This is a genomic window from Streptomyces sp. NPDC057939, assembly GCF_042887545.1.
Lineage (GTDB): Bacteria > Actinomycetota > Actinomycetes > Streptomycetales > Streptomycetaceae > Streptomyces.
Window position 1 is genome coordinate 76,665 of record NZ_JBHVPG010000006.1, and the last position, 25,644, is coordinate 102,308.

The following is a 25,644-nucleotide window of genomic DNA, read 5'->3' on the forward strand; positions in this document are numbered from 1 at the left end:
GCCTACCAGTTGGCGGGGGCGTAGTCCTTGAGGAAGACGCCGAACAGGTCCTCGCCGAGCTCGCCCCGGACGATCGGGTCGTAGACGCGGGCGGCGCCGTCGACCAGGTCCAGGGGGGCGTGGAAGCCCTCCTCCGCCAGGCGGATCTTGTCCGGGTGCGGACGCTCGTCCGTGATCCAGCCCGTGTCGACGGCGGTCATCAGGATCTGGTCCTTCTGGAACATCTCCTGGGCGCTGGTGCGCGTCAGCATGTTCAGCGCGGCCTTCGCCATGTTGGTGTGCGGGTGGCCCGCGCCCTTGTAGCCGCGGCTGAACACCCCTTCCATGGCGGAGACGTTGACGACGTAGCGGCGTCCCGCCTCGGCCGCGGCCATCGCCGGCCGGAGCCGGCTGATGAGGATGAACGGCGCGGTGGAGTTGCAGAGCTGCACTTCGAGGAGTTCCACTGGGTCCACCTCGGACACCGTCTGGATCCAGCTGTTCGTGTCGTGCAGGTCGGGCACGAGGCCGCCGGCGTCGATGGCGGTGCCCGCGGCGATCCGCTCCAGGGAGGCCGAGCCGGAGACCAGCGCGAGGTCGGTGACGTCCTGGGCGCTGAGCTTCTCGCCGCTGCCGGACGACAGGGCGGCCCCGCGGTCGACGGTGCCGCTGCCGAAGGTGCCGATGACCTCGGCGGAGGGCAGCTCGCCCGCCGGGAGCGGGGCGTTCTCCGCCGCGACCAGCTCGCTGTAGGCGCCGGGGGAACGGCGTACGGTCTGGGCCGCGTTGTTGATCAGGATGTCGAGCGGTCCCTCGGCGGCGACGGAGTCGGCGAGCGCGACGACCTGGGCGGGGTCGCGCAGGTCGATGCCGACGATCTTCAGGCGGTGCAGCCATTCGGAGCTGTCGGGCATCGCCTTGAAGCGGCGGATCGCGTCGTTGGGGAAGCGCGTGGTGATGGTGGTGTGCGCGCCGTCGCGCAGCAGCCGCAGCGCGATGTACATGCCGATCTTGGCGCGGCCGCCGGTGAGGAGGGCGCGTCGGCCGGTCAGGTCGGTGCGGGCGTCGCGGCGCGCGTGGTTGAAGGCGGCGCAGTCCCGGCAGAGCTGGTGGTAGAAGGCGTCGACCTCGACGTAGCGGGTCTTGCAGATGTAGCAGGACCGCGGACGCTGGAGTATTCCGGCGATCGGGCCCTTGGTGGCGGTCGTCAGGGCGTTGCCCTGGGTCTCGTCGTCGATCCGTTCGGCGGAACCGGTCGCGGTCGACTCGGTGACGGCCTTGTCGTTGGCGGTCTTGGCGGCGCGGCGCTCCTGGCGGCGGCGCTGCTTGACCGTCCGGTAGAGGCCGGCGGTGGCGCGGCGTACGGTGATGGCGTCCGGGTGGTCGACGTCGAGCTTGTCCAGCTCGTCGATCACGCCGAGGCAGAGGGCAAGCCGCTCGGGGTCGATGCCCGGCCCGTATGCGTGGTTGTCTTCGGTCACCGTCATGGCCGCTGCCGTTCCTCGTTCGTCCGCGTCCGCGTGCTGCGGAAGTCCTCAAAACCGCCACTGTACGGAGCCGGCGCGCCGGCTACCAAACCCGCCCCCGAGCGCCTCACGCACCGCGAACGGACTGTCACGGTATGGATGGTTTCGTGACGCTCCGCATCCCCCGCGTCCCGGACCGCGACCGCGCCCCTCTCCCGGTTCGATCCGAACACCGGGGACGTCGTGTTCCGGCGGCGACGCGGAGGACTCCCGGCGGCCCCGCGTACCGCTCGCGTACGAGCGATGACTCGACGTACTCCTCCTGGTGTATACCCGGAGGATGACTCGGACGGCGATCATGCCTCCTCCGGGCGGATGAACAGCCGGCCGCGCTGAGGCATGGTGGATCTTATGAGTGCCTTGGCCCTGTCGGTTCTGCTCTGCCTGGTGTCGGCCGTCGCGTACGCGGGCGGCGCGATCGTCCAGGAACGCGTCGCGGCGACCTCCCCCGGCCGCGGTTACGCGCCCTTGCGCCGGGCCGGGTGGTGGGTCGCGGTCGGGCTCAACGGCCTCGGCGCGCTGCTGCACGTGGTGGCCCTGGCGTACGGGCCGCTGAGCCTGGTCCAGCCCCTCGGTGCGCTGACGATCGTCTTCGCGCTGCCGATGGCGGCCGTGTTCGTAGGACGCCGCGCGGGTGCGGCGGCGTGGCGCGGCGCGGTCATGGCGACGGCGGGCCTGGCCGGGCTGCTCGCCCTGACGGGTGGGGACGGGGCGGGACGGCAGTCCCTCGTGGGAGGGGAGCGGATCCTGCTGATGGCGGTGACGGGAGCCGTGGTGGCGACGCTGTTCGTCGCCGCGCACCGGGTGGTCCGTCCCGTACTGCGCAGCGTCCTGCTCGCGGCGGCGGCCGGCACGGCCTTCGGGATGGGGTCGGTGTTCACCAAGGCGGTGGCGGAGAGCTTCACGCCGGGCGCCCTGGCCGCACTGTGGCCGGACCTTGCGGCGATCGCCCTGCTGGCGGCCGGCGGACTGCTGCTGTCGCAGGCGGCGTACCGGGGAGCCGGGCTGACCGCGCCGCTGGCCACCGTGACGGTCGTCAATCCGGTGGTCGCGGCGGCGGTCGGGATCTCCTTGTTCGACGAGGGCTTCCGCTACGGCACCGTCGGCGCGCTGGCCGCGGCGACGAGCGGCCTGGTGGCGGCGGCCGGCCTGATCCTGCTCACGGCCGTGCCGCCGCACGTGCGGGGGTCAGATGCGGACTCCGTGCCCGCGCAGGTACTTCAACGGGTCGATGTCGGAGCCGTACCCGGGAGCCGTGCGCATCTCGAAGTGCAGGTGCGGACCGCTGCTGTTGCCCGTCGAACCGGACCGGCCGATGCGCTGGCCGCCGGAGACCTGCTGACCGGCCTTCACGCCGAGCGCGGAGAGGTGGGCGTACTGGGAGTACCGGCCGTCGGAGTGCTTGATGACGACCTGGTAGCCGTAGGCGCCGGCCCAGCCGGCCGACAGGACGGTGCCGGGGCCCACTGACTTGACGCTGGTGCCGGTCGGCACCGGGAAGTCGACGCCCGTGTGGTAGCCGCTGGACCAGGACGATCCGGCGACCTTGTAGGCGGTGCCGAGGCCCCCGTCGACCGGCGCGGAGAACCCTCCGGCGGCCGGCTGCTGGACGGGCTTGGCGGCGGGTTCCGGCTTCGGCTTGGGCTTCTCGGCGGGCTTGGCCTGCTCGGTGGGCTTCTGCTTCTCCGCCGGCTTGCTCTGTTCCGGCGTCGGCTTCGGGGTCGGCTTCTGAGCGGGCTTGCCGGCGTCCGGCGCGGCCGGCTCCACGGGCTTGACGGGCTCCGCGGTGCGCGGCGGCTTCTCCGGGTTCTGGACGGGCGGGGCGGCGGTGATCCGCAGGGTAAGCCGCTGCCCGGGGAAGATCAGGTTCGGGTTGCCGCCGATGGTGGTGCGGTTCGTCTCGTACAGGGCCTGCCAGCCGCCCTCGACGTGCTGGTCGGTGGCGATGGCCGAGAGCGAGTCGCCGGGCGCGACGACGTACGGGTTCGGCAGGACGGACGTCCCGGTCGGGCGGGGCAGTGCGACCGGCGCGCCCGTGGTCGCCTTGGTCGCCTGGATACGGTCCTTGGGCGCCTGCGCCTGCGGCTGCTGCGCCTTGGACTCCGACACCTTCGGCTGCGGAACCTTCGGCGGCTGCGGTGCGGCCGTCGGGCCGAGGACGGGTGCGGGGCCGCTGCGGCTGAGGCCGGCCTGCGGGCCGCACGCCGGCCACGCCTTGGGCCCCTGACCCTTGAGGACCTTCTCGGCGACGGCGATCTGCTGTTCCCGGGTGGCGAGGTCGGCGCGCGGCGCGAAGGCCGTACCGCCGAACTCCCGCCACGTGCTCTGGCTGAACTGGAGCCCGCCGTAGTAGCCGTTCCCGGTGTTGATCTTCCAGTTGTTGGTCGACTCGCAGTGGGCGACCTTGTTCCACGTGTCCACGGAGGCGGCGTTCGCGACCCCGGCGGCGATCAACGGTAGGGCGATCCCGGCGCCACCGGCGGTGACGGCGAGCGAGGCCCGGTTGATGCTGCTCGGCTGGTACCGGCGGTGCCGGCCCCGTACACCCATGGGAGCCCCCTTGAAGACATCAGGAACCGCACAACCTAACGGCGTGCCACATTCCTGACAAGGGCCACAACCGGCCGCCTCCAAGGGGAAGTTGACCGCTACATCCGGCTCCGTCCGGCTTTCGTCCCGCTCCGCTCCCGGGCCCTGTCCCGGTCGTCTACCCGCGGCTCAGCGGGCCGGGCTGCGGGATCGGCGCGGGGCCGGGCGGCGGGGGCACGGGGTCGGGCTCGGGGACCGGTCCGGGCACGGGCGGCACCGGACTCGGTACGGGTGGGGGGCTCGGGACCGGCGGGGGGCCCGGCACCGGCGGGACCGGCGCGGGGACCGGGTCGGGGCCGGGCACCGGGGGCTGGGTCTGCTCTGCGTTGCGCACCATGTGTCCCACCTTCCCCCGATCCGGCCGGGCACGCCCCCCGAATCCGCGGCGGTCCGGGGCGGGTGACGCGACCCGGTCGGATCCGGGGTCCGACTTCACCCGAACGGGCGATTCCTCGCTCGTGCTCGCGGGAGCGGACGGGAGTTCGACGTCGGGCGCCGGCGTCGGGCGCTACGGACCCAGGCAGGCGGCGAGACCGCTGCGCGGGCTCGTGAGCACGGGCAGTCGGGTGCGCGCGAGGGCCGCCGCCCCGGCCATCGAGACCTGGGCCAGGACGATGACGTCCGCGTCGGTGACGGAGTCCGCCGCCGCGGCCACGGCGGCGTGGAAACCGGCATCGTCCCCGGCCTCGAACAGCGGCCACGCCGCGTCGACGAGGTGCGTACGAACGGACACCGGACGGCCGTCGGCGACTTCGGCCAGCAACTCCGCCGTCGGGGCGAGCGTCGACCCCACGGCGGCGAGCACGGCGATCCGCGGGCCGCGACGGACGGCTTCGACGGCCATCGGACGGTCCACCCGCGACACCGGAACCCCGAGGGCGGGGGCGAGGGACTCCGCGACCGCCCCGATCGTCGAACAGGTCACCAGCACGGGGCCGTCGACGCCGTCGAGTCGCGCCCTGATGTCCCCGACCACCGCGCCGGGCCCGTGCACCCGGGCCCGGTCGAGGAGCTCCGGGGCCACCAGGTGCCGCAGGGCGGCGTCAGGATGGTGCCGGTCGCGCAGCGCTTCGAAGACCGGGACGTGGACGGGAGAGGTGTGCAGCAGCGTCAGCCCCCTCACCACAGCTCGGGGTCGCCCTTCAGCTGCGCCTTGGCGGCCTCGACCACCTCGACCGGCGCCTCGGGCGCCTCGTCGGGGTGCTTGGCGGCCCAGCTCGCGGCGTAGGGGCAGAGCGGGACGACCGGAACGCCCTCGGCGGCGGCCGTTTCGTAGAAGTGCCGCACCAACCGCCCGGCGATGCCCTTGCCCTCGTGGCCCGCCTCCACCACGGTGTGGACCGCCACCAGGGCGTGGGGCTCGGCGGCGAGGACGAAGTAGGCGATGTGCCCGACCGTCCCGCCGTCCTCGACGGCCAGCAGCCGGCCCGCCGCGCGCTCGTCCCGCAGTTCGATCGTCATCGTTCCCCGCTCCCTCAGCCGGCCACTGCGTGCGGGCTGCGCCTCTGGTCCGTACCCGGTACCGGGGCGGACGGGTCCGCCCCCAGTTCGATGATCCTGTTGTCGGCGTCGACGTGCACCACGCTCGGCACGAGGGTCCGCGCCTCGGCGTCGTCCACCTGCGCGTAGCTGATGAGGATGACCAGGTCCCCGGGGTGCACGAGATGCGCGGCGGCCCCGTTGATCCCGATGACGCCCGAGCCGCGCTCACCCTCGATGACGTAGGTCTCCAGACGCGCCCCGTTGGTGATGTCCACGATGTGCACGAGTTCCCCGGGCAGCAGATCGGCCGCATCGAGCAGATCGGCGTCGATGGTGACGGATCCGACGTAGTGCAGGTCGGCCTGGGTCACGGTGGCCCGGTGGATCTTGGACTTGAACATGGTACGAAGCATGCGGAAACTCCCGGATTGTCTGCTCCCTGCCCGCTTTCCGCAGGTCAAGGGCGGTCTCCGCAGCCTACAACGAGTCGCTCTCCCGGTCAGCTCCCCCGGGCGGTCAGGGCCGGCCCCGGTCGTTCCCGGGCCGGCCCCCGGGCGGTCAGGGGCGGGGTCCGCGGCGGTGGAGGGTTTCGAGGGCCTCGACGAGGACGCGGGGGTCGCGGCGGCCGGCGAAGACGGGCGGGGGGCCGGTGTCGAGGTGGAGCAGGCCGGCCACCGCCGTCCAGGCGGTGCGCACGGAGTACTCGACGGTGAAGACGACGTCGTCGGGCACTTCCGCGTACTGGCCGATGAAGGCGAGGTTCGTCGACTTCTCGGGCACCACCTGCGGCCGGTCGCCCTGGCCGCGGACCAGGAACTGGCTGGTGATGTAGGGCATGAGGGCGGGGATGACGATCGAGGTGTCGAGGATCCGCGGGGCCTGTTCGAAGCGCAGGTGGTGCAGGACCTCGTCGAGGATCTCGCGGCCGGAGCAGTCCCGCATCGGCTTCTTGACGAAGTCGCCCTCCCGGTCGGGGAAGAGCCCGTACCCCCACCACACGAAGGTGTCGTCGGGCTGGTCGCGGAAGTGGGGCTGGTGGTTGAGGACGATGGTCAGCAACCAGGCCGAGTCCTTGAAGGTGATCAATCCGCCCTTGCCGGCCTCGCTGCCGCTGAAGTCCTCCATCAGCTTGAAGAAGGTGGGGTCCTGGGTGGTGACGGTGAAGGAGCCCCAGCAGGAGTCGGCGGGCGAGGAGTTGAAGACCGCCGGGTTGCCCAGGCCGGGCCGTTTCGCGGCGAGGGTTTCCCACAACGCCCAGGAGCCGCCGGGGTCGGTCGCGTCGAGGACGGGCGGCGCGTCGGTCGTGCCCAGGGCGGAGCCGGCCGTCATCGAGCCGTTGGTGACCATGACCAGGTCGTCGGGGCCGACCGCGATCTCCTCGTCGAGTCCCGCGCGGGTCACGGCGAGGGCGGTGACGGTGAGCGCGTCGCCGTGGCCGCCCGCTTCCCCTTCCCCGGCGAACGTCAGGTCCGTGACCCGGGTGCCGAGGCGTACGGTCACGCCCTGGTCGGTGAGCCACTTGAGCAGGGGCCGCACGATCGAGTCGAACTGGTTGAAGCGGGTCCGGTAGATGCCCGACATGGTGTCGAACGTCTTGAAGAGGTGGACGAACCGGTTCAGGTAGCGGTGGAACTCGACGGCACTGTGCCAGGGCTCGAAGGCGAAGGTGGTGCACCACATCCACCAGAAGTTCGTGCGGAAGAAGCCCTCGCTGAAGCAGTCGGTGATCCGCTTGCCGTCCAGCTGTCGCTCCGGCGTCGCGGCGCACTTGATCAGCTCCAGCCGGTCCCGCTCGGAGAAGCCCATGCCGTGCGCGTCGACGATCCTGCCGGCGGCGTCGACCAGCCGGGCGTGGTCGTCCCAGGCGAAGTCCTCGTGGAAGGCGAAGGTGTCCGCCGTCACCGACTTCGACGGGTCGTCCAGGGAGGGGACGGAGCGGAGCAGGTCGTAGGTGCACTCGAAGTGCAGTTCGAACATGCGTCCGCCGCGCATGGTGTAGCCCGTCGTCGGCGAGCCGGCCGCGTCCAGGCTGCCGCCCTCGCGGTCCTGTTCCTCCAGGAGCACGATGTCGGACCCCGCGAGCCCGCCGTCCCGGATCAGGAACGCCGCGGCCGACAGGGCCGCGATCCCGCTGCCCACCAGGTACGCCTTCGCCATGCCGCAACTCCCTCCGCCGGACACCGGCCGTTCGCCGCCGCTCCCTGTGCACGATAGGGGCGCGCCCGGGGGCCCGCCCGTCGAGGCGGGGGGCGGCCGGGGCGGGGCCGTGTTTCGGGCCCTCAACCCGTACGGGTCAGGTTCCGGGACCAGCCGGCCAGGGCGGCCAGGGCGAAGGACAGGTGGGGGCGTGCCGAGGAGCGGGCCTGCTCGCGGATCAGCTGCCCGACCAGTGAGGGGTCGATGAAGGGGGCCAGTCCCCCGGCATCGACGCGGGCCAGTTCCGCCATGAGCGGGCTTTCGGTGCGCAGGGGCACCTGGTCGGCGTAGAACGGGGTGTCCGGCAGGCCGGGTCCGCGCAGCCAGTAGCGCGGCGGCGGCCGGCGGGTGGTGGTGGCACCCCAGCGTTCCTCGGGGTAGCGCAGGAGCTCCGGGTGGAGGCGGTCGATGGCCCAGCGGTGCCACCGGTCGCCGAGTTTCCAGTGGCGGGGCAGTCGCTGGACGGCGTCGCTCCAGGCGGGGTCGAGCAGCGGGACCCGCCAGCGCGCGCAGGTGCCGATGGCCGCCAGGTTGACGGCGATCTTGCGCCGGCCGTACTGCGTGCGGAAGAACGTCTCGGTGGCGGCGAGCAGGGTTCCGCGACCGGCGTCGGAATCCGGGTCGGGGCCCGCGTCCCCAGCAATCGCCGCGCGGATCCGCTCCTCCAGGGCCCGCGGACGGAGCGCTTCGCGGAGGTCGTCCGCGAGACGGTGGTGTTCGGGCGGCAGGAACGGATCGCCCCCGCTGCGCGCGACCAGGTGGCCGGGTGCCTCCGAGGCCGGGCGCGCGGACAGGGGCCATGCCCGTCGGCCGACGGCGGGGAGGTGATGGGCCCGGGCCAGCTCCCCGTGGTAGCCGAAGAGGATCGGCTCGGCGCCGATGCTCTCGGCCACGTGGGCCATGCCTGCCCAGTTGCTCAGGGGCAGGAGTCCGTCCGTGGCCCTCGCCGTACGCGCGGCTCCGGCCAGGAGCGCGGTCGGGGCGACGGTGTGCACCTGGTGGGGCAGGCCGAGGTCCCGGGCGATGGCGACGGCGACGGTACGGTCGAACGAGCCCGGCACGCCCGAGATCAGCAGGCGCGGACGGACCCCGTCCGCGAGCAGTGCGGCCAGCAGCAGGCGGGCGTCGAGGCCGCCCGACATCGACAGCGCGCACGGGACGTCGGCCGCGGCGCGGACGGCGGTGCGCAGCGCGGTCAGCGCGAGGTGGGCGGTGTCGGTGGGTGAGGCCGGGGAGTCGGCCGGGCGGGTCGCGGCCGGGGGCGTGACCAGGGCGGGGGCGTCGTGGGTGAGGGTCACGACGGCTCCGGCCGGGACCCGGCGGACGTCGGCGTCGAGGGTGGCGTCGCCGAGCGGGTGCCCGTGCACCAGGTGGTCGGCGACGGCTTCGGCGTGCCAGCGCGGTTCGCGCCCCGCGGCGGCGAGTACGTCCGCCAGGCAGGCCCCGTGGGCCCGGGGTGCGCGGGTGTCGTAGAAATGGGCGACGGCTCCCGACCGGGACACGAGGACGATGTCCCGGTCGGGGTACTCGACGGTCACCGAGAAGTGTCCGGGCAGGTCCGCCAGGGCCGCGAAGAACGCGGTGTCGGCCGGTGCGGTGGCCGGCGCGGCGCGGACGGTCGCCTCGGAACCCGGGGGGCAATGGCCGCGGACCCTGATCCGGGGTCCGCCGGCCGCTCGGTCGTTCACCGCGGGGCCGGTTCCAGCGACTCCAGGACGACGTCGGCGACGGCCATCACCCCGAGGGAGCAGAACCGGGTCCGGGTGGCGGCCAGGTCCCCGGTCTCGGCCCACTTGTTCGCGGGGGCGCCGCCCCCGCACAAGGAGTAGTAGGGGCAGGTGCGTTCACAGGCGGCGCGGCCGCGCTCGATGTCCGAGGCCATCCGTCGGAAGGGCTCGGGCCAGCGGTCGAAGCGGAAGCCCGGGTCGGTCACCCGGCCGGCCACGAAGTCCCCGTAGGTCTCGCTGGTCCATCCGAAGAGTTCCGGGGAGAACGAGGACACCCTGCCGTCGACGCCCACCGTGACGATGGACAGGGGTTCGTTCTGGGTGTTGCGGACGGGCAGGTCGTTCTCCAGGACGTGACGCCGCATGTGGACGAGCTCGCGGACGTCGATCCCGGTCCGTGCGGACCATGCGGCGACCTCGCGCAGGAACGTCCGGTAGTCCTCCTCGAAACCGGCGGACCGGTGCAGGGTGGACGCGTTGCCCCCTTCGGTCTCCTCGGGGTTCAGCCCGAGCGAGCGGGGGGCCAGTTCCGCCATGAAGTCCAGGTACTCGCGCGTCCGGGAGAGGGTGACCGGGGTGATCACGGAGATCACGTCGTAGGGCAGCCCCGCCTCGGTGAGGCGGGCCACCCCCTTGAGGGCCCGGGCCAGCGTGCCCCGTCCGGCTCGGGTGCGCCGGTAGGCGTCGTGCACCTCCTCGGGGCCGTCCAGGCTGACGCCGACCCGTACCCGTTCCGTACGAAGGAACTCGACCCAGGCGCCGTCGAGGAGGAGGCCGTTGGTCTGGAGGGAGAAGCTCAGCCGGGTCCGTTCCTCCAGTTCGCGGCGCAGCACGGCGTGCGCCTCGGCGTAGAACGGGCGCGGCGCGGTCAGCGGCTCGCCGGCGTGCCAGCGGACCTCGACCTCCTCCGCGAGCAGCCCGCTACCGGCGAGGGCCCGTGCCGCGGCCCGCACGGTGGCCAACGGCATCACGGTCCGCGTGAGGCGGTCGGGGAGGTAGCAGTACGAGCAGTCGATGTTGCAGAAGCCCGTGGCCTGGAGGACCACTTGGCGGATGGGGCCGACCGGCGGGGCGGTGGCGGGCGTCGGTGTCGTCACGGCGTCCTCCGCGCGCCCACGAGTGCGGGGGACAGCCGATTGGCCGTCAGGAACGAGACGTCCGCGTCCCCGTCGGTGTTCGTGGCGCCGTCGTGCAGCACGTCCTGGGTGTTGACGAGGTACGCCTGTCCGGGCCGGAGCCGCACGCGCAGTACGGGCTGGGAGGGGAAGGCGGCGACGAACGCGTTCTTCAGGGCGTGGCCGGTGTTCGGGACCTCCCGGCCCGTGTCGGCGAGCATCCTCATCAGGTCGACCGCGCGGAGGTTGACGAAGTGGACCCAGCGGTCGGCGGTGCCGAGGTTGGTCACCGTCAGCAGGAGGGAGCGGTGCCGCTCGGCCAACGCGTGGTCCTCGTGGTTGTCGAGGTGCAGGCCCATGAAGGTCCGCTGCTCGTAGTTGTACGCCGTGGAAACGAGGCCGGGCCCGTGCACGACGCTGTCGGCGGCCCCCTGCCGGGTGCTGACGGCGCCCACGCCCCGCAGCACGGCGTCGAGGATCCGCTCCCGGACCTCTACCAGGACGGCGCTGCGGTGCCCGCCCTCCTCGTCCGGTCCGTTCCGACCGGCCGCCGCGAGCAGCGGCAGCAACTGGTCCTGGCATCGCGCCAGGGAGTCCGCGTCGAGGCCCACCACGGTCAGCATGAGGTTCAACGGGGTGCCGGGGCGGGCGCGGAGCAGTTCCCGCTCGCGACCGTCGAGGGGGCGCCAGTCGTCCCTGGGGACGACGGCCGTCGGGTCCGCCGCGACTCCGGGGACGCCGGCCAGTCGCCTCGTACCCGAACTGATCATGACGTCCGACGGGCGGAACGCCTCGGAACGGTTGGACAGGGTGATCCCGGTCGTCAGCATGCGGTCTCCGGTTCGGGGGGGTCCCGGGGCCGCGCGGTGCGCGGCCCCGGGACGCTGGTCGGGTGGTTGTCAGTCGCCCCAGGTCGAGTAACCCGAGAGGCAGGAACCGCGGCTCGCGGACGGGTGTGCGGCACGGATGCGTTCCACACGGTCCGCGACGGACCTGACTTCCCCGGTGGCGACCGAAACCGAGACGGGGCCGCCCGCGGATTCGGTCAAGGCCTTCATCTGTGAGGCCAGTTCGGTTCGCCGTTCAGTCGCCGGCATCTTCGACTCCTTGGTGAGGTGGTGTGTCGACCCGCCGATTCGACCCGCCGGCGCGCTTCCCCCACAAGGGCCGTCCCGCTGCCGGGGTGCTTCCTCTTCGCTTCCGCCCGCCCCGCCGGCGGCTGCTCGTTAAACTGGCCCCGCGTTCACCGGTGTTGGGACTAATGGCGGCGAGGGCCACGTGGAGAATCTCCGACTGACACTGTTCGGACGGGCCCGGGTGCGCCTCGGGGAGGACCGGATCGCGCCACCCCCGTTGACCACCGCCGTCCTGGCCCGGCTCGCGCTCGGGCGGGGCGAGTCGGTGTCGGTGGACGAGATCGCCCACGACGTGTGGGGCGTCGACCTGCCGGTGCGGCGCGGTGACCGGGTGGCCGTGCAGAAGCACGTCCTGGCCCTGCGCCGGCTCTTCTCTCCCGGTCGTGGCGGTCGCGGCGACGAGGTGATCGTCACCGAGCCGGGACGGCCCAGCGCGTACCGGCTGGCGCTGCGGACGGAGCAGATCGACCTGTGGGAGTTCCAGGCCCTGATCGCGGAGGGCCGACGACTACCGGCCGCCTCGGCGGTCACCGTCCTGTCGAGAGCGCTCGCCCTGTGGCGGGTCCGACCCCTCCAGGACGTCGAGGGGTACGACTTCGCCCGGAGGCCCGTGGGACAGCTGTGGGCCCTGCGGGAGTCCGCCCAGCGGGATCTGTTCCGGGCCTACATGAAGGTGGGGGACAGTTCGGCCGCCCTGTCCGTCGGCGAGGAACTGGCCGAGCACGCCGCCGAGGACGCCGAACTCGACCGTGCGCTGTCCGCCCTCCGCGACCGGGTGCGCGAGGTGGGCGGGGCGGGCGAGGCCGTACTGCGGGGGGAGTTCCCGCTGCTCGGAACCGCGGTGGTGCTCGTCTCGGGCGACCTGTTCGACCAGACGGACGCCGACCTCGTGATCGGGTTCAGCGACACCTTCGACACGGCCACCGACGACCGGGTGATCAACCGGGGCAGTCTCCAGGGCCAGTTGCTGCACGCCCTGTTCGATGACGACCGGACCCGGCTCGACGCCGAGCTGCGCCGCGCGCTGCGCCACGTACCCCGGGCTTCGGTCGAATCGAGGTCGCGCAAGAGGCTGGGCAAGCTCATCAGGTACCCGATCGGAACGGTCGTCCCGATGTGGGCCGGTGACCGGCAGGTCTTCGGCGTCGCCTACAGCAGGATGGGCAACGACCTGGTGGCCGCCTCGTCCTTCGAGCACCTGACGTCGAGCCTCGACCGCCTGTGGGACCACGTGGCCCGCCACGGCCGCCGCCGCCCCCTGGCGATGGGCCTGGTGGGTTCCGGGCTGGCCCGCATGGACGGCACCACTCCCCCGGAACTGCTGACGATGGTGGTGCGCTCCTTCTTGGCGCGTGCGCGGAAGGGTCTGATCTGTCCGGAACTTCGGCTGGTGGTGCGGCCCGGCGACATCGGACGGATCGGGCCCGCCGCCATCGCGGATTTCCTCCGCGCGCAGTCCGATGGTGCGAGAATCGAAGACCTTCGGCCGGACGGACGGGAGGGACCCCGCACGATGTCCTCACATGACGAACCCACCACGGCGCAGGGCGGATCGACGGACTACGCCGATGCCATCGAGGTGCTGGCCGGCTGTCTCAAGTGGCAGCTTCCCGAGGCGGATTGGGTGGGGGTGCGGCGGGCCGTGGAGGCCTTGGCGAGCGCTCTTCGTGACGGGTCCCACGAGGACCTGAGGGACGCCACGTCCGCCCTGGAGGACGCGGCACCGTCCCGGATGATCAAGTCCGGACCGGCGCCCGAGGAGGAGGGCGCCGATCCGGGGTTGCAGGATCGCGTCGCCGTCCTCCTGCACGACCTCGTCCACCGCGCCGCGCAGCAGCAGGCGGACGGGCCGGCGGATCCCGGTCGCGGCGGATCCGCCGGTGACTGAAGGGGGCCGCCCCGAGGCGGGGACCGGGGAGCTCCTCGACGAACACCTCGTCCTGCACCTCTTCGCGCCGCTCGGCGGACCGCACGCCGCCGCGGCCTACCGCGCGGTGGCCGACATCTGGACGGCCTGCCGGCACCTGTTCGCGATGGAGTCGCCCCTCCCGGGCACGGGACTGCCCCGTGACCTGCCGGCGTCGGCCGCCGAGCTGCCCCGGGCCGAGGACGGCTCGGCGGGCACCCGTACGGTGGCCGCCCAGGAGCGGGCCGACGACCACTACCAGGCCGTGCTGCGCCGCCATCATGACGTCCTGTCCCTCTCGGTGGCGCTGGCTCCGCGTACGGAACGGCCCGGGTGGCGGCTGCTCGAACGCCAGTGGAACGCGGTCTCCCACGGCAGGACCGCGCCGCTGATCGGGGAGTCCCGGATCCGTTTCGCCCGACTCGCGCGGCCCGTCACCGGTGACGGCGCCGGCGTGGCCGATCCCGTCGAGATCGTCGCCGGGCCGGCCGCCCGGCTGCCCGATCCCCCGCGCGATCCGGCGTGGCAGCGGCGCGGGGCCGTCGTCCACGAACGGTTGTTCATGTGGGAGCCCGATCCGGGCGTCCACGAACGGCCCCGACGGGACATCCTGCTGGTGGCCGGGGCGGACGACGAGGCCCCGGCCAGCGCCTGGGCCTGGTCGTCGGGCGGGACCGCGACGCCCCCGCTCGCCCGGTACCTCCTGCACGCGGCCAAACTGCGCTACCAGTTGCGCGTCTGGCGCCGGGACGGCCGGGCGGGGCTGCTGCGCGAGCTCATCGAGGAGGCCACCGAACGCGCCGTCGCGGGGCGGCCGTCGGAACACGGCGAGATGGGCGATCCCGCCCTGCTGATCGCCGAGGCCCGCCAACTCCTCCCGAGGTTGCGCTCGTTGCGTCGCACCGTGGACATCGCGTCCGACAACATGGCTCGGGCCCTGGGCGCTCCACCCCCGTACGCGGGGTTCCTCGCCGACGACCACGCGCTCGCGAGCCGGCTGCTCGCGGCGCTCGACGACGAGACGGGCTACCTGACGGACGCCATGGACCGCTGGGAGGCCACGCGCGGAGCGGGCGCGGTGGCAGCGCCCCGGCTCCGGGAGGCGGCGCCCGCGCCCGGCCCGACGCCTCCTGCCGAGGTCCCCGACCCGCGGGGCCCCGGCTCCCCCGACGCCCGTACAACGCGCCGCAACGTGTTCGTCGTCCACGGACGGGAGTCCGTCGTGCGCGCCGGAATGTTCGCCTTCCTGCGCTCGCTCGGTCTGAACCCCCTCGAATGGGAAAGCGTCGTGGAGTCCACCGGTGAGGGCAGTCCCTTCCTCGGGGAGGTGGTGGCGCAGGGCATCCGCCGGGCCGCCGCGGTCGTGGTGCTGCTGACGCCGGAGGACGTGGTCCAACTCCACCCCGGGCTGTGCGACCCCGGAGATCCGCCCGAGGAGACCTCGATCGGCATGCAGGCACGCCCCAACGTCCTGCTCGAACTGGGCATGGCCCTCGCCCACGCCCCCGAGCGCACGGTGATCGTCCGGGTCGGCGCGCACCGCCCCATCGCCGATCTGGCGGGCCGCAACTTCATCCAGTTGTCGGACACCGCCGCCTGCCGCCGGAAGATCGCCCAACGGCTCCGGGTGGCCGGGGCCCTCGTCGACGACCGGGGTCAGGACTGGCTGACCGAGGGCGTGCTGTCCGCCCCCGATCCGTTGCCCGTCCGAGACCCGTCGCCCTGAGGCGGGCGGGTCCCCCGGGCCGGTCAGGGTCCACTGTGCACGAAGGTCGACCACTGGTCGGGGCGGTCCGGGTTGCGGTCCCGCATCCACCGCGCGGTGCGGTTCAACGCCTCGGCGGCGGCGCCCGTGGTGTCCGGGAGTTCCTCGTAGAAGCGGCGGGCGAACCGCACGGCCACGGGGTCGGACACCGGCCACAGGCTGGAGACGACGTGCGGGAACCCCGCCTGCTGGAACGCGGACGCCAGGTGCAGGGCCTCTCCCGCGTATCGCCAGCCGCCCTGGCCCGTGGAGCAGGCCGACAGGTAGGCCAGGTCCGCGTGCGCCAGGTTCAGCGCGCTGATCTCGGCGATGCTCAGCGTGCCGTCGCTCAGGTGCAGGGCGCCCTCCGAGGGCGACAGGGGTCTGGTGCCGGCGTGGCAGGCGAAGTGCACCAGGTCCGCCGACGGCAGGGCGGCCAGCACACCGGCCCGGTCGGCGTCCAGCAGGGCCTCACCACCGCGGGCCGCCAGTTCCCGGGCCTCGCGCAGGGCTCCGGGCAGCTCCGGCATGCCCGGGCTGTTCGGTACGGCGACCACGAGTCGGTGCCGCGGACCGGACCGACCCGCACCCGGGCGGGGGCGCACCAGCCCGCGCACGGTCGGCGCGTACGAGGAGACGACGGCGTCCAGGCACCCGGGGCCGCCGTCAGCCGGGCCGGCCGTGTGGAGAGGCAGTACGGACAAAATCCCGACGGGGATCCACCACACCCTGGGAGGCGGTCCGGGCAGCAGCTGCCGCACCCGGGCGGTGACGGGCTCACCCACCGCTGTCCACAGCCAGTCGAGGATCTCGGGCAGCAACTCGGCCAGACGGGCCTCCAACACCACCGGGATCTGCCCGGTCGCCTGGACGAAAATCCCGGTGTACCCGCTCACGACCTCCCGGGTCAGGGCCGGCAGGGGCAGCGCGATCGGCTCCGCGTCCGGTCCGATGATCAGGGCGTGGCCGGTCCGCAGGCCGGGACTGACCACGACGACCGCCCCGGGGGGCCCGGGGGGCCGCGGCCCGGAGACGGCCTCGGGCAACAGGAACCGGGCCAGGCCGGGCCGTTGCCGGAGCGACGCACACGCCTCGTCGTACGTCCGGCGGTCGGCTTCCGGGTCGGCCGCGGCTCGTCCCGGCGGGTTCCGGGACGTCGTCGACGCCAGTCCCCGGCGGACTTCGCCGAGGCGCCGGGCGGCTGCGGCATGGGCGGCGCCTTCGAGGAGCGGGCTCCCGTCGGCCCGCTCCGGCGGGCGCGTCCCGCCCTTCGTGAGGACGCCGCGGGCGAGTTCGGCCGAGGCGAGTGCGTCGGCGGGGCTGCCGAGGGCGCAGTGGGCCTCGATGGCGTACTCGGCCATCAAGAGGTGGAGGGTGAGGGGCAGGATCAGGTCGATCGGGGCCGTCGAATCGGGTACGGCCGCCGGGAGCATCAGCGCGGCCTCGTCCAGGAGCTGCGCCGCACGGTCGTGCCGGCCGGCGGCGAGGGCGAGGCCCCCCACCGCCTGGAGGTACTGGACGCGGGCGTGGGAAGCCGCGGGCGGGCCCCACGTACGGTCGAGCAGGAAGGCGGCGTGTGCCCGGTCCGCGGCGCTCGGTTCCTTCAGGAACCGCTCCAGGAGCGCCGACGCGGCGAGACCGGACGTCTTGAGCCCACCGGGCCCGCGGGACGCGTCGGGGGTCAGCTCCCGCAGGGCGCCGACGCAATGTTCGACCGCCCGGTCCAGGTCGTGCGGCTGCCGCGACCGCCGGTATCGGGCGAGGTGGGCATGTCCGAGGTTGGAGCGCCGCGCGGTGGCGCTCCTGGTGCCCGCCGGCGTACCGCGCAGGGCCCGGGCCGCCGTGTCGACGACGAGATCGAGGTCCCGCAGGTCCTTCCGGATCGCGTAGCGGCTGAAGTAGGCGGTGCCCAGGCCGGTGTACATCTCCGCCAGGGACGGGTGACGTTCGGGTGTACCGGCGATGGCTTCGCTCAGCAGGGTGATCGCGCGGCCCATGTCGTCGAGCTGCTCGTCGCGGGCGCCGCGGGCGACGAGACAGATCGCCAACTGCGCAGCGGCGAAAGGGCGGTCCGCCGGGAGAACCGCCGCGGCGAGACCGCGCTCGGCCAGGTCGATCGCACGGTTGAGATCGACGGAGCGGCCCTCGTGGTCGTAGCGGATCAGATGGCTCTCCGAGAGTGCGCCGAGGGTCATGAGACGTGAGGCGCGGGTTCTGCCGTCCGTGGTGCCGGCGGGTAGCAGCGCCAGTGCCCTCTCACCGTGCTCCACCGCGCGGTCGCCGTCCTCGGGCCGTCCGGACAGCAGGTACTTCCGGTTCAGGATCGACTGGAAGTGTCGGTGGCACCACTCGGCATCGGAGGGTCGGGACGGCCCCAGGCGCATCGCCTCGGTCATGACGTCGACGGCACGGTACGCGTCGGACGGGTTCTCGTCGAGGCCGTGCCGGTGGTGCAGAGCGGTGGCGAGGTCGACGAGCCTCAGCGGCAGGTCCGCGTCACCGGGTGGCGTCTCCCGCACCACGTCCTCCAGGAGGGTCACCGCCTCCGCGAGGTCGGACGGTGCCCCACCGAACTGGTGACGGGACTGCAGGGCCAGACCGAGGCGCTGCCGCAACCGGACCCGGATCACGGGGTCCGGCGGGGCGATGTCGACGGCGGTCCGGCACAAGGTCACCGCGCGGTCCAGGTCGGAGCGGTCGGCCCCCAGGCGCGCGTGGGCGCGTGCCCGGTGCGCGTCGCCCAGCCGGCTCGTCAGTTCGGCCCGGTGCGCCGGGTCCGTGGCCCGCTCGGCAGCGCCGTGCAGCAGCGCCATGGCGGTTGCGGTGAAACTGTCGTCGACGAAGGCCGGCCCCCGTTCGAGGAGCATCACGACGAACTCCAGCTGGGCCCGGGGATCGGGGTCCTTGCCCAGCACCGGCAACAACGGGGCGGGGATCACGGCGTCGATGCCCATGAGCGGGGTGAGGTGGAAGACGGCCAGTGCGAGGTCCGCGAAGCCGTCCTCGCCGGGGCTGCGGTCGTATCGGTGGAAGTGGACCCATGCCGCGGCATGGTAGAGCTGCGACATCCGTTGCCGACCCCGCGCGGTCCGGGGCGGACGGGAGGTCGCGACGGTCCGGGCCATCTCGGCGAGTTCGGCGTCGACTTCGGGGCCGAACAGGAACCGCCGGTCCTGCGTCTGCTGGTAGGCGACGATCCGTTCGGTCAGACGCGTCCGGAGGTCGGGAGCGGGCATGCGGCTTGACTCCTCGGGGCGTACGGCGGAATTTTCCGGGTCCAGGCCGGGTAGGGCCCCGGCGGATGGAGGCCGGGGCAGGCTTCAGGGCGTCGGGGGCGGCCCCCAGGGCGGCGTACCGGCCCGCCATTCCGCGAGACGGTCGCGGATCCGGAGCGTGTGGGGGTCGTCGGCCCCGCGGATCCGGGTCATGTCCGCGAGGAGCTCCTCCAGACCCGTCAGCGCCAGTTCCGGGCCCGCGAGGCGGCCCCGCCACTCGACGAGGAAGGCCCTGGTGAGGAGCGTACGGCGGTGCTCGACGCCCCGACTGCGCGCCGTGTGGTCGCGCAGCTCCTCCAGAGCTGCCACGGCTCCCTCCACGTCACCGCTCCACCCCTGCCAATCGGCGACGAAGAGACGGGTGTTGAGGGTCCTCCGGTGGTCGGACCCGAGGAGGCGGGTGATATCGGCAAGCAGGGACCGGAGCCCGGCGACCGCCCCCTGCGCGTCGCCGCCGCGGCCCATCCATTCGGCGAGGCTGTGCCGGGCGCTGAGGGTGCGGAGGTGGTCCTCGCCCAGGACGCGCCTGAGGTCCGGGATCAGCTCTTCCAGGCCCGACACCGCACCCGCGGCGTCCCCGGCGAATCCCCTGAAACGGGCCAGGTGGTGCCGGGTGAGCAGGGTGTCCGGGTGGTCGCGGCCCAGCACGCGTTCCCGGTCGGCGAGGAGTTCCTCCAGGTCGAGTACGGCCCGGTCGGCGAGACCCGCCTTCATCCGCCAGCGGGCGGTGTCGTGGCGGGCCGTCAGGGTGCGCGGATGGTCGGGGCCGAGGACGCGTCCCATCCGCTCCAGTGCGTCGAGCAGACCGGTGACCGCCCCTTGCTCGTCCCCCGCCTCTCCCCGCCAACACGCTTGGATGTGCATGGCGTTGACCGTGTAAGGGTGGTCGGGACCCAGTACCCGGCTCATGTCGACGAGCAGTACGGCGAACCCCGCGACGGCCGCCGCCGGGTCGCCCGCCTCGCCGATCCGTTGCGTGAGGCTGCCCCGGGTCAGCAGGGTGTCGGGGTGGTCGGGGCCCAGGACGCGCTCCCGGTCGGCCACCAGGGTGGCGAAGAGCTCGGCGGATTCGACGGGGTCCCCGGCCCGGGCGATCCATTGCGCCAGCTCGTGACGGGCCGTGAGGGTGTCGGGGTGCAGGGGTCCCAGTCGGCCCCGGCTCGTCTCCTCCAGTTGCCGGTGGTGGGCGATGGCCTCCCCGAGCCGACCCGATTCGCCGAGGCTCTGTCCCATGCGCAGCAGGAGGGGATGCGTTCCGCCGTGGAAGAGGGCGTCCTCGGCGCAGCGGAGCAGGGCGGCCGCGTTGGCCCGCAGCGCCTCGGCGAGCTGGGGGTCCCGTTCGATGCCGGGCCAGGCGGCCAGGAGTGCGTCCGCGGCGTCCCGGCCGAGGCGGAGCCGGCCCTCGTCGTCGAGGGACTCCCGGGTGGTGCGCTGGACGAGTTGGTGGACCCGGACGACCCGGTGCGGCTGGGCCGGTGTGTGGTCGATGAGACTCAGCCGGTGCAGGGCGCGCAACGCCTGCACGGCGTCCTGCGCCCCGTACCCGCCGCCGGGGGCCGCACGGGTCAGGTGGTCGAGGGCGGGCCCGCAGGTGAGGGCCACCGCCGGAATGCCGTTGGGGTCGAGCACCGAGAGGAGTTGCAGCATGGGGCGGGCCAGACCGGCCGGGGGCAGTTGGTCCGCGCGGTCGATGGACAGCGACCAGGCGGCCGCCGCCGAGGTGGACTGGTCGTCGGGCAGGCCGGCGGGGTCGGGGAGCAGACAGCCCATGGCGGGTCCTCGATCCGAGAGCAGGGCCCGGTAGGCGGCGCAGTCCAGGTCCGTGTCCACCAGGTAGGCGGCCGCCTGGGAGAGCGCGAGGGGGAGCCGGCCGAGATCCTCGGCCAGCGCGGTCAGTTGCGCGAGCGGCTCCGTGCGGTCGTGCGAGGCGAGTACGTCGCTCAGGTGGGCGACGGCTTCGGCCGGTGTGAACAGCCCGACGGGGACGAGCCGTCGGCCGGTGCCGGTGAGGGCCGCGTCACGGCGTCGCGTCGTGACCAGCGTCCTGCCGCACGGGCTGACCGGCGGCCACAGGCCGCGCAGGTCGGCGGGGTCACGAAGGTCGTCCAGGATGACCAGCCACGGTACTGCGGGGCTCGCGGCGTTGGGCTCCAGCCAGGCCAGGAACGCCTGGGCGGCGCGGGTGGGGTCGGACGCGTCGGTGCCGAGCACCTCGGTCGCGGCCTGGGCGTAGGCGGACACCACGGCTTCCCGTGAACCCGCGGTGATCCAGACGAGCAGGTCCACGTGTCCCGCCCGCCAGACCTCCCGCGCGTGGTGGGCCGCGATCTGGGTCTTGCCCACCCCGCCCAGTCCGGTCAGCACCAGGCAGGCGGCGCGCTCATTGTCCGCCTCGTCGGGCCCGAACGCCCGGTTCAGGTGCCGCAGGGCGGCGCGTTGTTGGAAGCAGTCCGCCTGTCGGGGCAGTACCCCGACCTGGTGGGGCAGGTTCACCCCGCGCGGCGGTGCGGCGACGTAGGTCACCCGGCTGCCGGGGGCGGCGTACCCGACGGCGAGGCTGCGTTCCGTCGCCTGCGTGCCGGGAGCCGGTCGGACGCCGACGGGCTTCGGCCGTGAGGGGGCTTGGGGGCTTGCGCCGGCCGGTCCGATCAGCCCTCTTCCGGAGCCGGCTGGTGAGGGGTTCCGACGGTGGCACCTCCGTGGATCACGGCGGCGGCGATGGAACCCCGGTCGGCGCGGACGTCCCCGGTGACGGATACGGCTCCGGGCCCGGCGGCGGGCGGCGCCGCCCCGGCGAGCAGGGTGCGGAGCAGGTCGGCCGCCCGCTCGCGTTCCTCGGCGGGGAGGTCCTCCAGTGCGTCCTCGATCCGGGCCTGCCAGGAGGCTTCCTGACGGATTCGGGCCTGGTCGACCTCCGCGGGCGGCGTCGATCCGAGGGTGGCCGCGGTCCGGTCCAGCCGGTCCAGGGCGTCCTGTTCCCGTTCGGTGTCCCCCGCCCCGAACCAGCGGGCCAACGACCCGCGCAGGCCGGACCACACGTCGGTGCCCGCCGCCGCGGCCACGGCCGTCCCCGCAGCCGCCGCCAGTGCCGTCAGAGCTTGGTCCAGCATTCGGTGCCCCCCGGTCGTTCCCCGTCGTCCGTACCGGCAAAGGTAGCGGTCCGGTTGACGGGGTGACAGCCGCTTGACCCGATCCGCGGACGACGGGGTCCGGCGCCCGCGCGCCGGTCAGTGGCCGGCGGCCACCTTGACCGCGGCGACCGCCGTGCCGATCGCCGCGTCGATGCCGCCCGCCAGGAGGGCGAAGGCGGTGCCGCCGCCCATTCGGATGCCTCCGTAGCAACCCCAGGCGAACAGGGTGGCGACGTTGACCGCGGCCGCCGTGAGGAGGGCCGTATCGACGTGCATCACGCCGAGGGCGGAGAGCCCGATCAGGATCAACGGGCCGACCGCGGACAGCAGGAGCGGGCTGCTGACGAAGAGCATGGTGCGCAGCTCACGGCCCCGGGCGAGGGCTCCGTGCGTCACCCGGTGGGCCTGCTGGTCGGCGACGAAGGCGGCCAGCCACAGGCCTGCCGAGGCCGTGAGCACCGTCAGGGCGGCGCCGAGGGCGTCCACGTGGTCGCTGCCCGCGAGTCCGATGACGACGGAGATCATGGTGATCGTCGCGTAGAGCCGTTCCTTGAGGTGGGCCGCGGCCGTCTGCGGGTCCACCTCGTCTGCCGTGCGTTGCGCCACGGGCCCACCGTACGGCGCGCTCGTGGCGGACCCCGGGAGCAACACAGCCCGGCTCCGGGGCGGGCGATCGGGCCCGGCCGCGGGCTGCGGCCGAGCGGCCCCTCGGGGGCGCGCTTTCGAGTGACAGCCCCGCACGGTTGCGGGCGGCGCGCCGTGGCCGTACCCGACCATCTCAGGCGGCCGGTCATGTTCCGGTCACGAACCGCGAATCAGGCCGGGCGCCATGCCGTTCCGGCGTCGGGCCGCCGCTGGGAGTCCACGTGTACGTCCTGCTCGTCGCGAGTGCGTTCAACAGTCTCACGCAGCGGGTCCACGCCGAGCTGCGGGACCACGGCCACCGGGTGGCGGTCGAACTGGCCCTGCCCCACGTCTGCCTGACGGACGCGGTGCGCCGCCACGCACCCGACCTGGTGATCGCGCCGATGCTCAGGACGGCGCTGCCCGAGGAGGTGTGGGCGTCGCACACCTGCCTGGTCGTCCATCCCGGGCCGGTCGGCGACCGGGGTCCCTCGTCACTCGACCGGGCCGTGCAGGAGCGTGTGGTCCGCTGGGGCGTCACCGTCCTGCAGGCGGTGGCGGAGATGGACGCCGGTGACGTGTGGGCCTCCGTGGAGTGCGCCGTGCCGCCGGTCGGCAAGAGCGACCTGTACCGGGGCGAGATCGCGGACGCCGCCCTGAAGGCCGTCCTGCTCGCCGTCGACCGCTTCGCCTCCGGTGCGCACACCCCTCAACCGCAGGACCCGGCGACCGCCCGGAGCCGTCCCCACCTGCGTCAGGAGTGTCGACGCGTCGACTGGGAGGTGGACTCCACCGAGCGCGTCCTGCGCATGCTGCGGGCCGCCGATTCCCAGCCGGGCGTACGGGACGAGCTCCTCGGCGGCGAGTGGTACCTGCACGGCGGCCACCCGGAGGACCGTCTGCGCGGCCGGCCCGGGGAACTGCTCGCGACCCGGGCGGGGGCGGTGTGCCGGGCCACGACCGACGGCGCGGTGTGGATCCCGGAGCTGCGGGCCCGCCGCACGCCCGGCGGCCCGGTTCCGCTCAAGCTGCCCGCGACCGTCGCGCTCGGCGACCGGTTGCCCGCGCTGCGGGAGCGGCCGGCTCCGCTGCACTCCAACCCGGGCCGGAGCACGTGGTCCGACATCGGCTACCGGGAGGAGGGACAGACGGGGTTCCTGTCGTTCGCGTTCCCCGGCGGGGCCATGAGCACGGACCGGTGCCGGCGGCTGCTGGAGGCGTACCGGACGGCCTGTACCCGGCCCACCTCGGTGCTGGTCCTGGGCGGTGGGCGGGACTTCTTCTCCAACGGCATCCACCTGGGCGTGATCGAGGCGGCGCAGGACCCGGCCGAGGAGTCCTGGGCCAACATCAACGCCATGGACGACCTGGTGGAGGCAGTACTGACCACCACCGACCGGCTGGTCGTCGCCGCGCTCGGCGGCAACGCGGCGGCCGGCGGGGCGTTCCTGGCGCTCGCCGCCGACGAGGTGTGGTGCCGTTCGGGGGTCGTGCTGAACCCGCACTACCGCCTGATGGGCCTGCACGGTTCGGAGTACTGGACGTACACCCTGCCGCGCCGTGTCGGCGCCGGCGTCGCGGGGCGGCTCGTCTCGGAGGCGCTGCCGCTGAGCGCGGACGCCGCCGTCCGGCTCGGGCTGGTCGACCGTACGCTCCCGTGCTCCCCGGCGGGGTTCGCGGGCGAGACGGCCCGGCTGGCGGCGCAGCTCGCGGCGCTGCCCGCCACCCAGTCCAGGATCGCGGCGAAGAAGGCGCGGCGCGAGCGGGACGAGGCGGCCCGGCCGCTGGCCGCGTATCGGGAGGCGGAGCTGGCCGTGATGCGCCGGACCTTCTTCGATCCCGGGGCTCCGTACCACGCGCTGCGGCGGGCCTTCGTGCGCAAGGAGACGCCGGCGGCCACGCCGGAGCACCTGGCGCGCGCCGTACCGGGCCGGCACGGCGCGCGGACGGCCCCCGTACGGCCGGGCGCCGGCCCCCGTGAGGCCGGGGGTGAGCGCGGCTCCGGTTCCGCCGGCGTCACTGGACTGGCCGCACATGACGGAGCACCCCGGCCGGCGGGCTGTTAGCAAGAAAGGTGGGATCCGGAGAGGCCGGCAACCCCCTCCGCCCTCCCCTCCCGATCTTCTCCCCAAGGAGCCCCAAGGAGGCGTCCCCGTGGATGCAGCAACGCAGGACCCGGTCGAGGACCCCCCGATCCACATCCTCTGGATCAACGCGGGGTTGAGCTGTGACGGCGACTCCGTGTCGCTGACGGCCGCGATGCAGCCGAGCATCGAGGAGATCGTGATGGGGGTGCTGCCCGGTCTGCCCAAGATCGCCGTGCACTGGCCCCTGATCGACTTCGAGTGCGGTCCCGTCGGCGGCGCCGACACGTTCATCGAGTGGTTCTTCAAGGGCGAGCGGGGCGAGATCGACCCGTTCGTGCTCGTCGTCGAGGGTTCGATCCCGAACGAGAGCATCAAGCCCGAGGGCTACTGGTGCGGTTTCGGTGACGACCCGGCGACCGGCCAGCCCATCACCACCAGCGAGTGGATCGACCGGCTGGCGCCCAAGGCCCTCGCGGTCGTGGCCATCGGCACCTGCGCCACGTACGGCGGCATCCACGCGATGGAGGGCAATCCCACCGGTGCCATGGGCGTGCCCGACTACCTGGGCTGGGACTGGAAGTCGAAGGCCGGCATCCCGATCGTGTGCGTGCCGGGCTGCCCGATCCAGCCGGACAACTTCTCGGAGACGCTGACCTACCTGCTGTACCAGGCCGCGGGCTCCGCCCCGATGATCCCGTTGGACGACAAGCTGCGTCCGACCTGGCTGTTCGGGGCGACCGTCCACGAGGGTTGCGACCGGGCCGGGTACTACGAGCAGGGCCAGTTCGCGCACACCTACGACTCCCCCAAGTGTCTGGTCAAGCTCGGCTGTTGGGGTCCGGTCGTCAAGTGCAACGTGCCCAAGCGCGGCTGGATGAACGGGATCGGCGGCTGTCCGAACGTCGGTGGCATCTGCATCGCCTGCACGATGCCCGGCTTCCCCGACAAGTTCATGCCGTTCATGGACGAGCCTCCCGGCGCGAAGGTCTCCAGCAGGGCCAGCGGCGCGTACGGGGCGGTCGTCCGCAGGCTGCGGGCGATCACGGCGCACACCGTGGACCAGGAACCGAAGTGGCGTCACACCGGCGGGAAGCTGACCACGGGCTACCGCCCACCCTGGTGACGCC

General features: G+C 73.5%; 17 protein-coding genes and 1 pseudogene. 5 read left to right on the forward strand and 13 right to left on the reverse strand.

The annotated features are described in order from the left end of the window. Nucleotides 1-2 precede the first annotated feature (2 nt). Nucleotides 3-1,466, reverse strand: a complete 1,464-nt coding sequence (locus ACFVS6_RS09505) for an SDR family NAD(P)-dependent oxidoreductase (RefSeq protein ID WP_389702191.1) — start codon at nt 1,464-1,466, stop codon at nt 3-5. Nucleotides 1,467-1,856: 390 nt separating this feature from the next. On the opposite strand from ACFVS6_RS09505, the pseudogene ACFVS6_RS09510 reads away from it, so the two are divergent. Then, a pseudogene (locus ACFVS6_RS09510) lies at nt 1,857-2,582 on the forward strand (DMT family transporter); the annotation flags it as partial. 111 nt (nt 2,583-2,693) lie between these two features. Here ACFVS6_RS09510 and ACFVS6_RS09515 read toward each other — a convergent pair. The 8 genes from ACFVS6_RS09515 to ACFVS6_RS09550 all read right to left on the reverse strand — a co-directional run bounded on the left by ACFVS6_RS09515 (nt 2,694) and on the right by ACFVS6_RS09550 (nt 11,444). Further along, entirely contained in the window at nt 2,694-4,055 is a 1,362-nt protein-coding gene (locus ACFVS6_RS09515; protein WP_389702193.1) for a transglycosylase family protein, read from the reverse strand. Nucleotides 4,056-4,602: 547 nt separating this feature from the next. Next, nucleotides 4,603-5,220 (reverse strand): arylsulfatase, encoded by a 618-nt coding sequence (locus ACFVS6_RS09520; protein ID WP_389702195.1) that lies wholly within the window; start codon nt 5,218-5,220, stop codon nt 4,603-4,605. Beyond that, nucleotides 5,214-5,555, reverse strand: a complete 342-nt coding sequence (locus ACFVS6_RS09525) for a GNAT family N-acetyltransferase (RefSeq protein WP_389702196.1) — start codon at nt 5,553-5,555, stop codon at nt 5,214-5,216. Before ACFVS6_RS09525 ends, ACFVS6_RS09520 begins: the two co-directional genes overlap by 7 nt. Before the next feature lie 14 nt (nt 5,556-5,569). Further along, a complete protein-coding gene (panD, locus tag ACFVS6_RS09530) occupies nt 5,570-5,989 on the reverse strand; it encodes an aspartate 1-decarboxylase (protein ID WP_389702198.1) in 420 nt (139 codons plus the stop codon). Between the two features lie 145 nt (nt 5,990-6,134). Further along, on the reverse strand, nt 6,135-7,733 hold the full coding sequence (locus tag ACFVS6_RS09535) for an oleate hydratase (RefSeq protein WP_389702200.1): 1,599 nt from the start codon (nt 7,731-7,733) through the stop codon (nt 6,135-6,137). Between the two features lie 122 nt (nt 7,734-7,855). Beyond that, complete coding sequence (locus ACFVS6_RS09540) at nt 7,856-9,460, reverse strand: asparagine synthase-related protein (protein ID WP_389702201.1); 1,605 nt, start codon at nt 9,458-9,460, stop codon at nt 7,856-7,858. Then, on the reverse strand, nt 9,457-10,596 hold the full coding sequence (gene grrM / locus ACFVS6_RS09545; protein ID WP_389702203.1) for a cyclophane-forming radical SAM/SPASM peptide maturase GrrM/OscB: 1,140 nt from the start codon (nt 10,594-10,596) through the stop codon (nt 9,457-9,459). Before grrM ends, ACFVS6_RS09540 begins: the two co-directional genes overlap by 4 nt. Next, on the reverse strand, nt 10,593-11,444 hold the full coding sequence (locus ACFVS6_RS09550) for a hypothetical protein (RefSeq protein WP_389702205.1): 852 nt from the start codon (nt 11,442-11,444) through the stop codon (nt 10,593-10,595). The genes grrM and ACFVS6_RS09550 overlap by 4 nt, the downstream gene beginning before the upstream one ends. Before the next feature lie 448 nt (nt 11,445-11,892). On the opposite strand from ACFVS6_RS09550, the gene ACFVS6_RS09555 reads away from it, so the two are divergent. Both ACFVS6_RS09555 and ACFVS6_RS09560 read left to right on the forward strand, forming a co-directional pair. Beyond that, complete coding sequence (locus ACFVS6_RS09555) at nt 11,893-13,638, forward strand: CATRA system-associated protein (protein ID WP_389702206.1); 1,746 nt, start codon at nt 11,893-11,895, stop codon at nt 13,636-13,638. After that, entirely contained in the window at nt 13,631-15,382 is a 1,752-nt protein-coding gene (locus tag ACFVS6_RS09560; protein WP_389702208.1) for a CATRA conflict system CASPASE/TPR repeat-associated protein, read from the forward strand. Before ACFVS6_RS09555 ends, ACFVS6_RS09560 begins: the two co-directional genes overlap by 8 nt. Nucleotides 15,383-15,405: 23 nt before the next feature. Here ACFVS6_RS09560 and ACFVS6_RS09565 read toward each other — a convergent pair whose 3' ends face one another. From ACFVS6_RS09565 to ACFVS6_RS09580, 4 genes are all read right to left on the reverse strand, one after another. Next, nucleotides 15,406-18,636 carry a CHAT domain-containing protein gene (locus ACFVS6_RS09565; protein ID WP_389702210.1) on the reverse strand — a complete coding sequence of 1,077 codons (3,231 nt, stop codon included), beginning with the start codon at nt 18,634-18,636 and terminating at the stop codon, nt 15,406-15,408. Nucleotides 18,637-18,720: 84 nt separating this feature from the next. Continuing rightward, complete coding sequence (locus tag ACFVS6_RS09570; RefSeq protein WP_389702212.1) at nt 18,721-21,198, reverse strand: tetratricopeptide repeat protein; 2,478 nt, start codon at nt 21,196-21,198, stop codon at nt 18,721-18,723. Between the two features lie 125 nt (nt 21,199-21,323). Then, nucleotides 21,324-21,785, reverse strand: a complete 462-nt coding sequence (locus ACFVS6_RS09575) for a hypothetical protein (protein ID WP_389702214.1) — start codon at nt 21,783-21,785, stop codon at nt 21,324-21,326. A gap of 117 nt (nt 21,786-21,902) precedes the next feature. Next, on the reverse strand, nt 21,903-22,412 hold the full coding sequence (locus tag ACFVS6_RS09580; RefSeq protein WP_389702215.1) for a hypothetical protein: 510 nt from the start codon (nt 22,410-22,412) through the stop codon (nt 21,903-21,905). Between the two features lie 260 nt (nt 22,413-22,672). Here ACFVS6_RS09580 and ACFVS6_RS09585 point away from each other — a divergent pair, with 260 nt between their 5' ends. Further along, on the forward strand, nt 22,673-24,496 hold the full coding sequence (locus ACFVS6_RS09585; RefSeq protein WP_389702217.1) for a hydrogenase maturation protein: 1,824 nt from the start codon (nt 22,673-22,675) through the stop codon (nt 24,494-24,496). A gap of 88 nt (nt 24,497-24,584) precedes the next feature. After that, the gene (locus tag ACFVS6_RS09590) at nt 24,585-25,640 is read left to right on the forward strand and encodes a hydrogenase expression protein HypE (protein WP_389702219.1); all 1,056 of its coding nucleotides are present in this window, start codon (nt 24,585-24,587) and stop codon (nt 25,638-25,640) included. Nucleotides 25,641-25,644 lie beyond the last annotated feature (4 nt).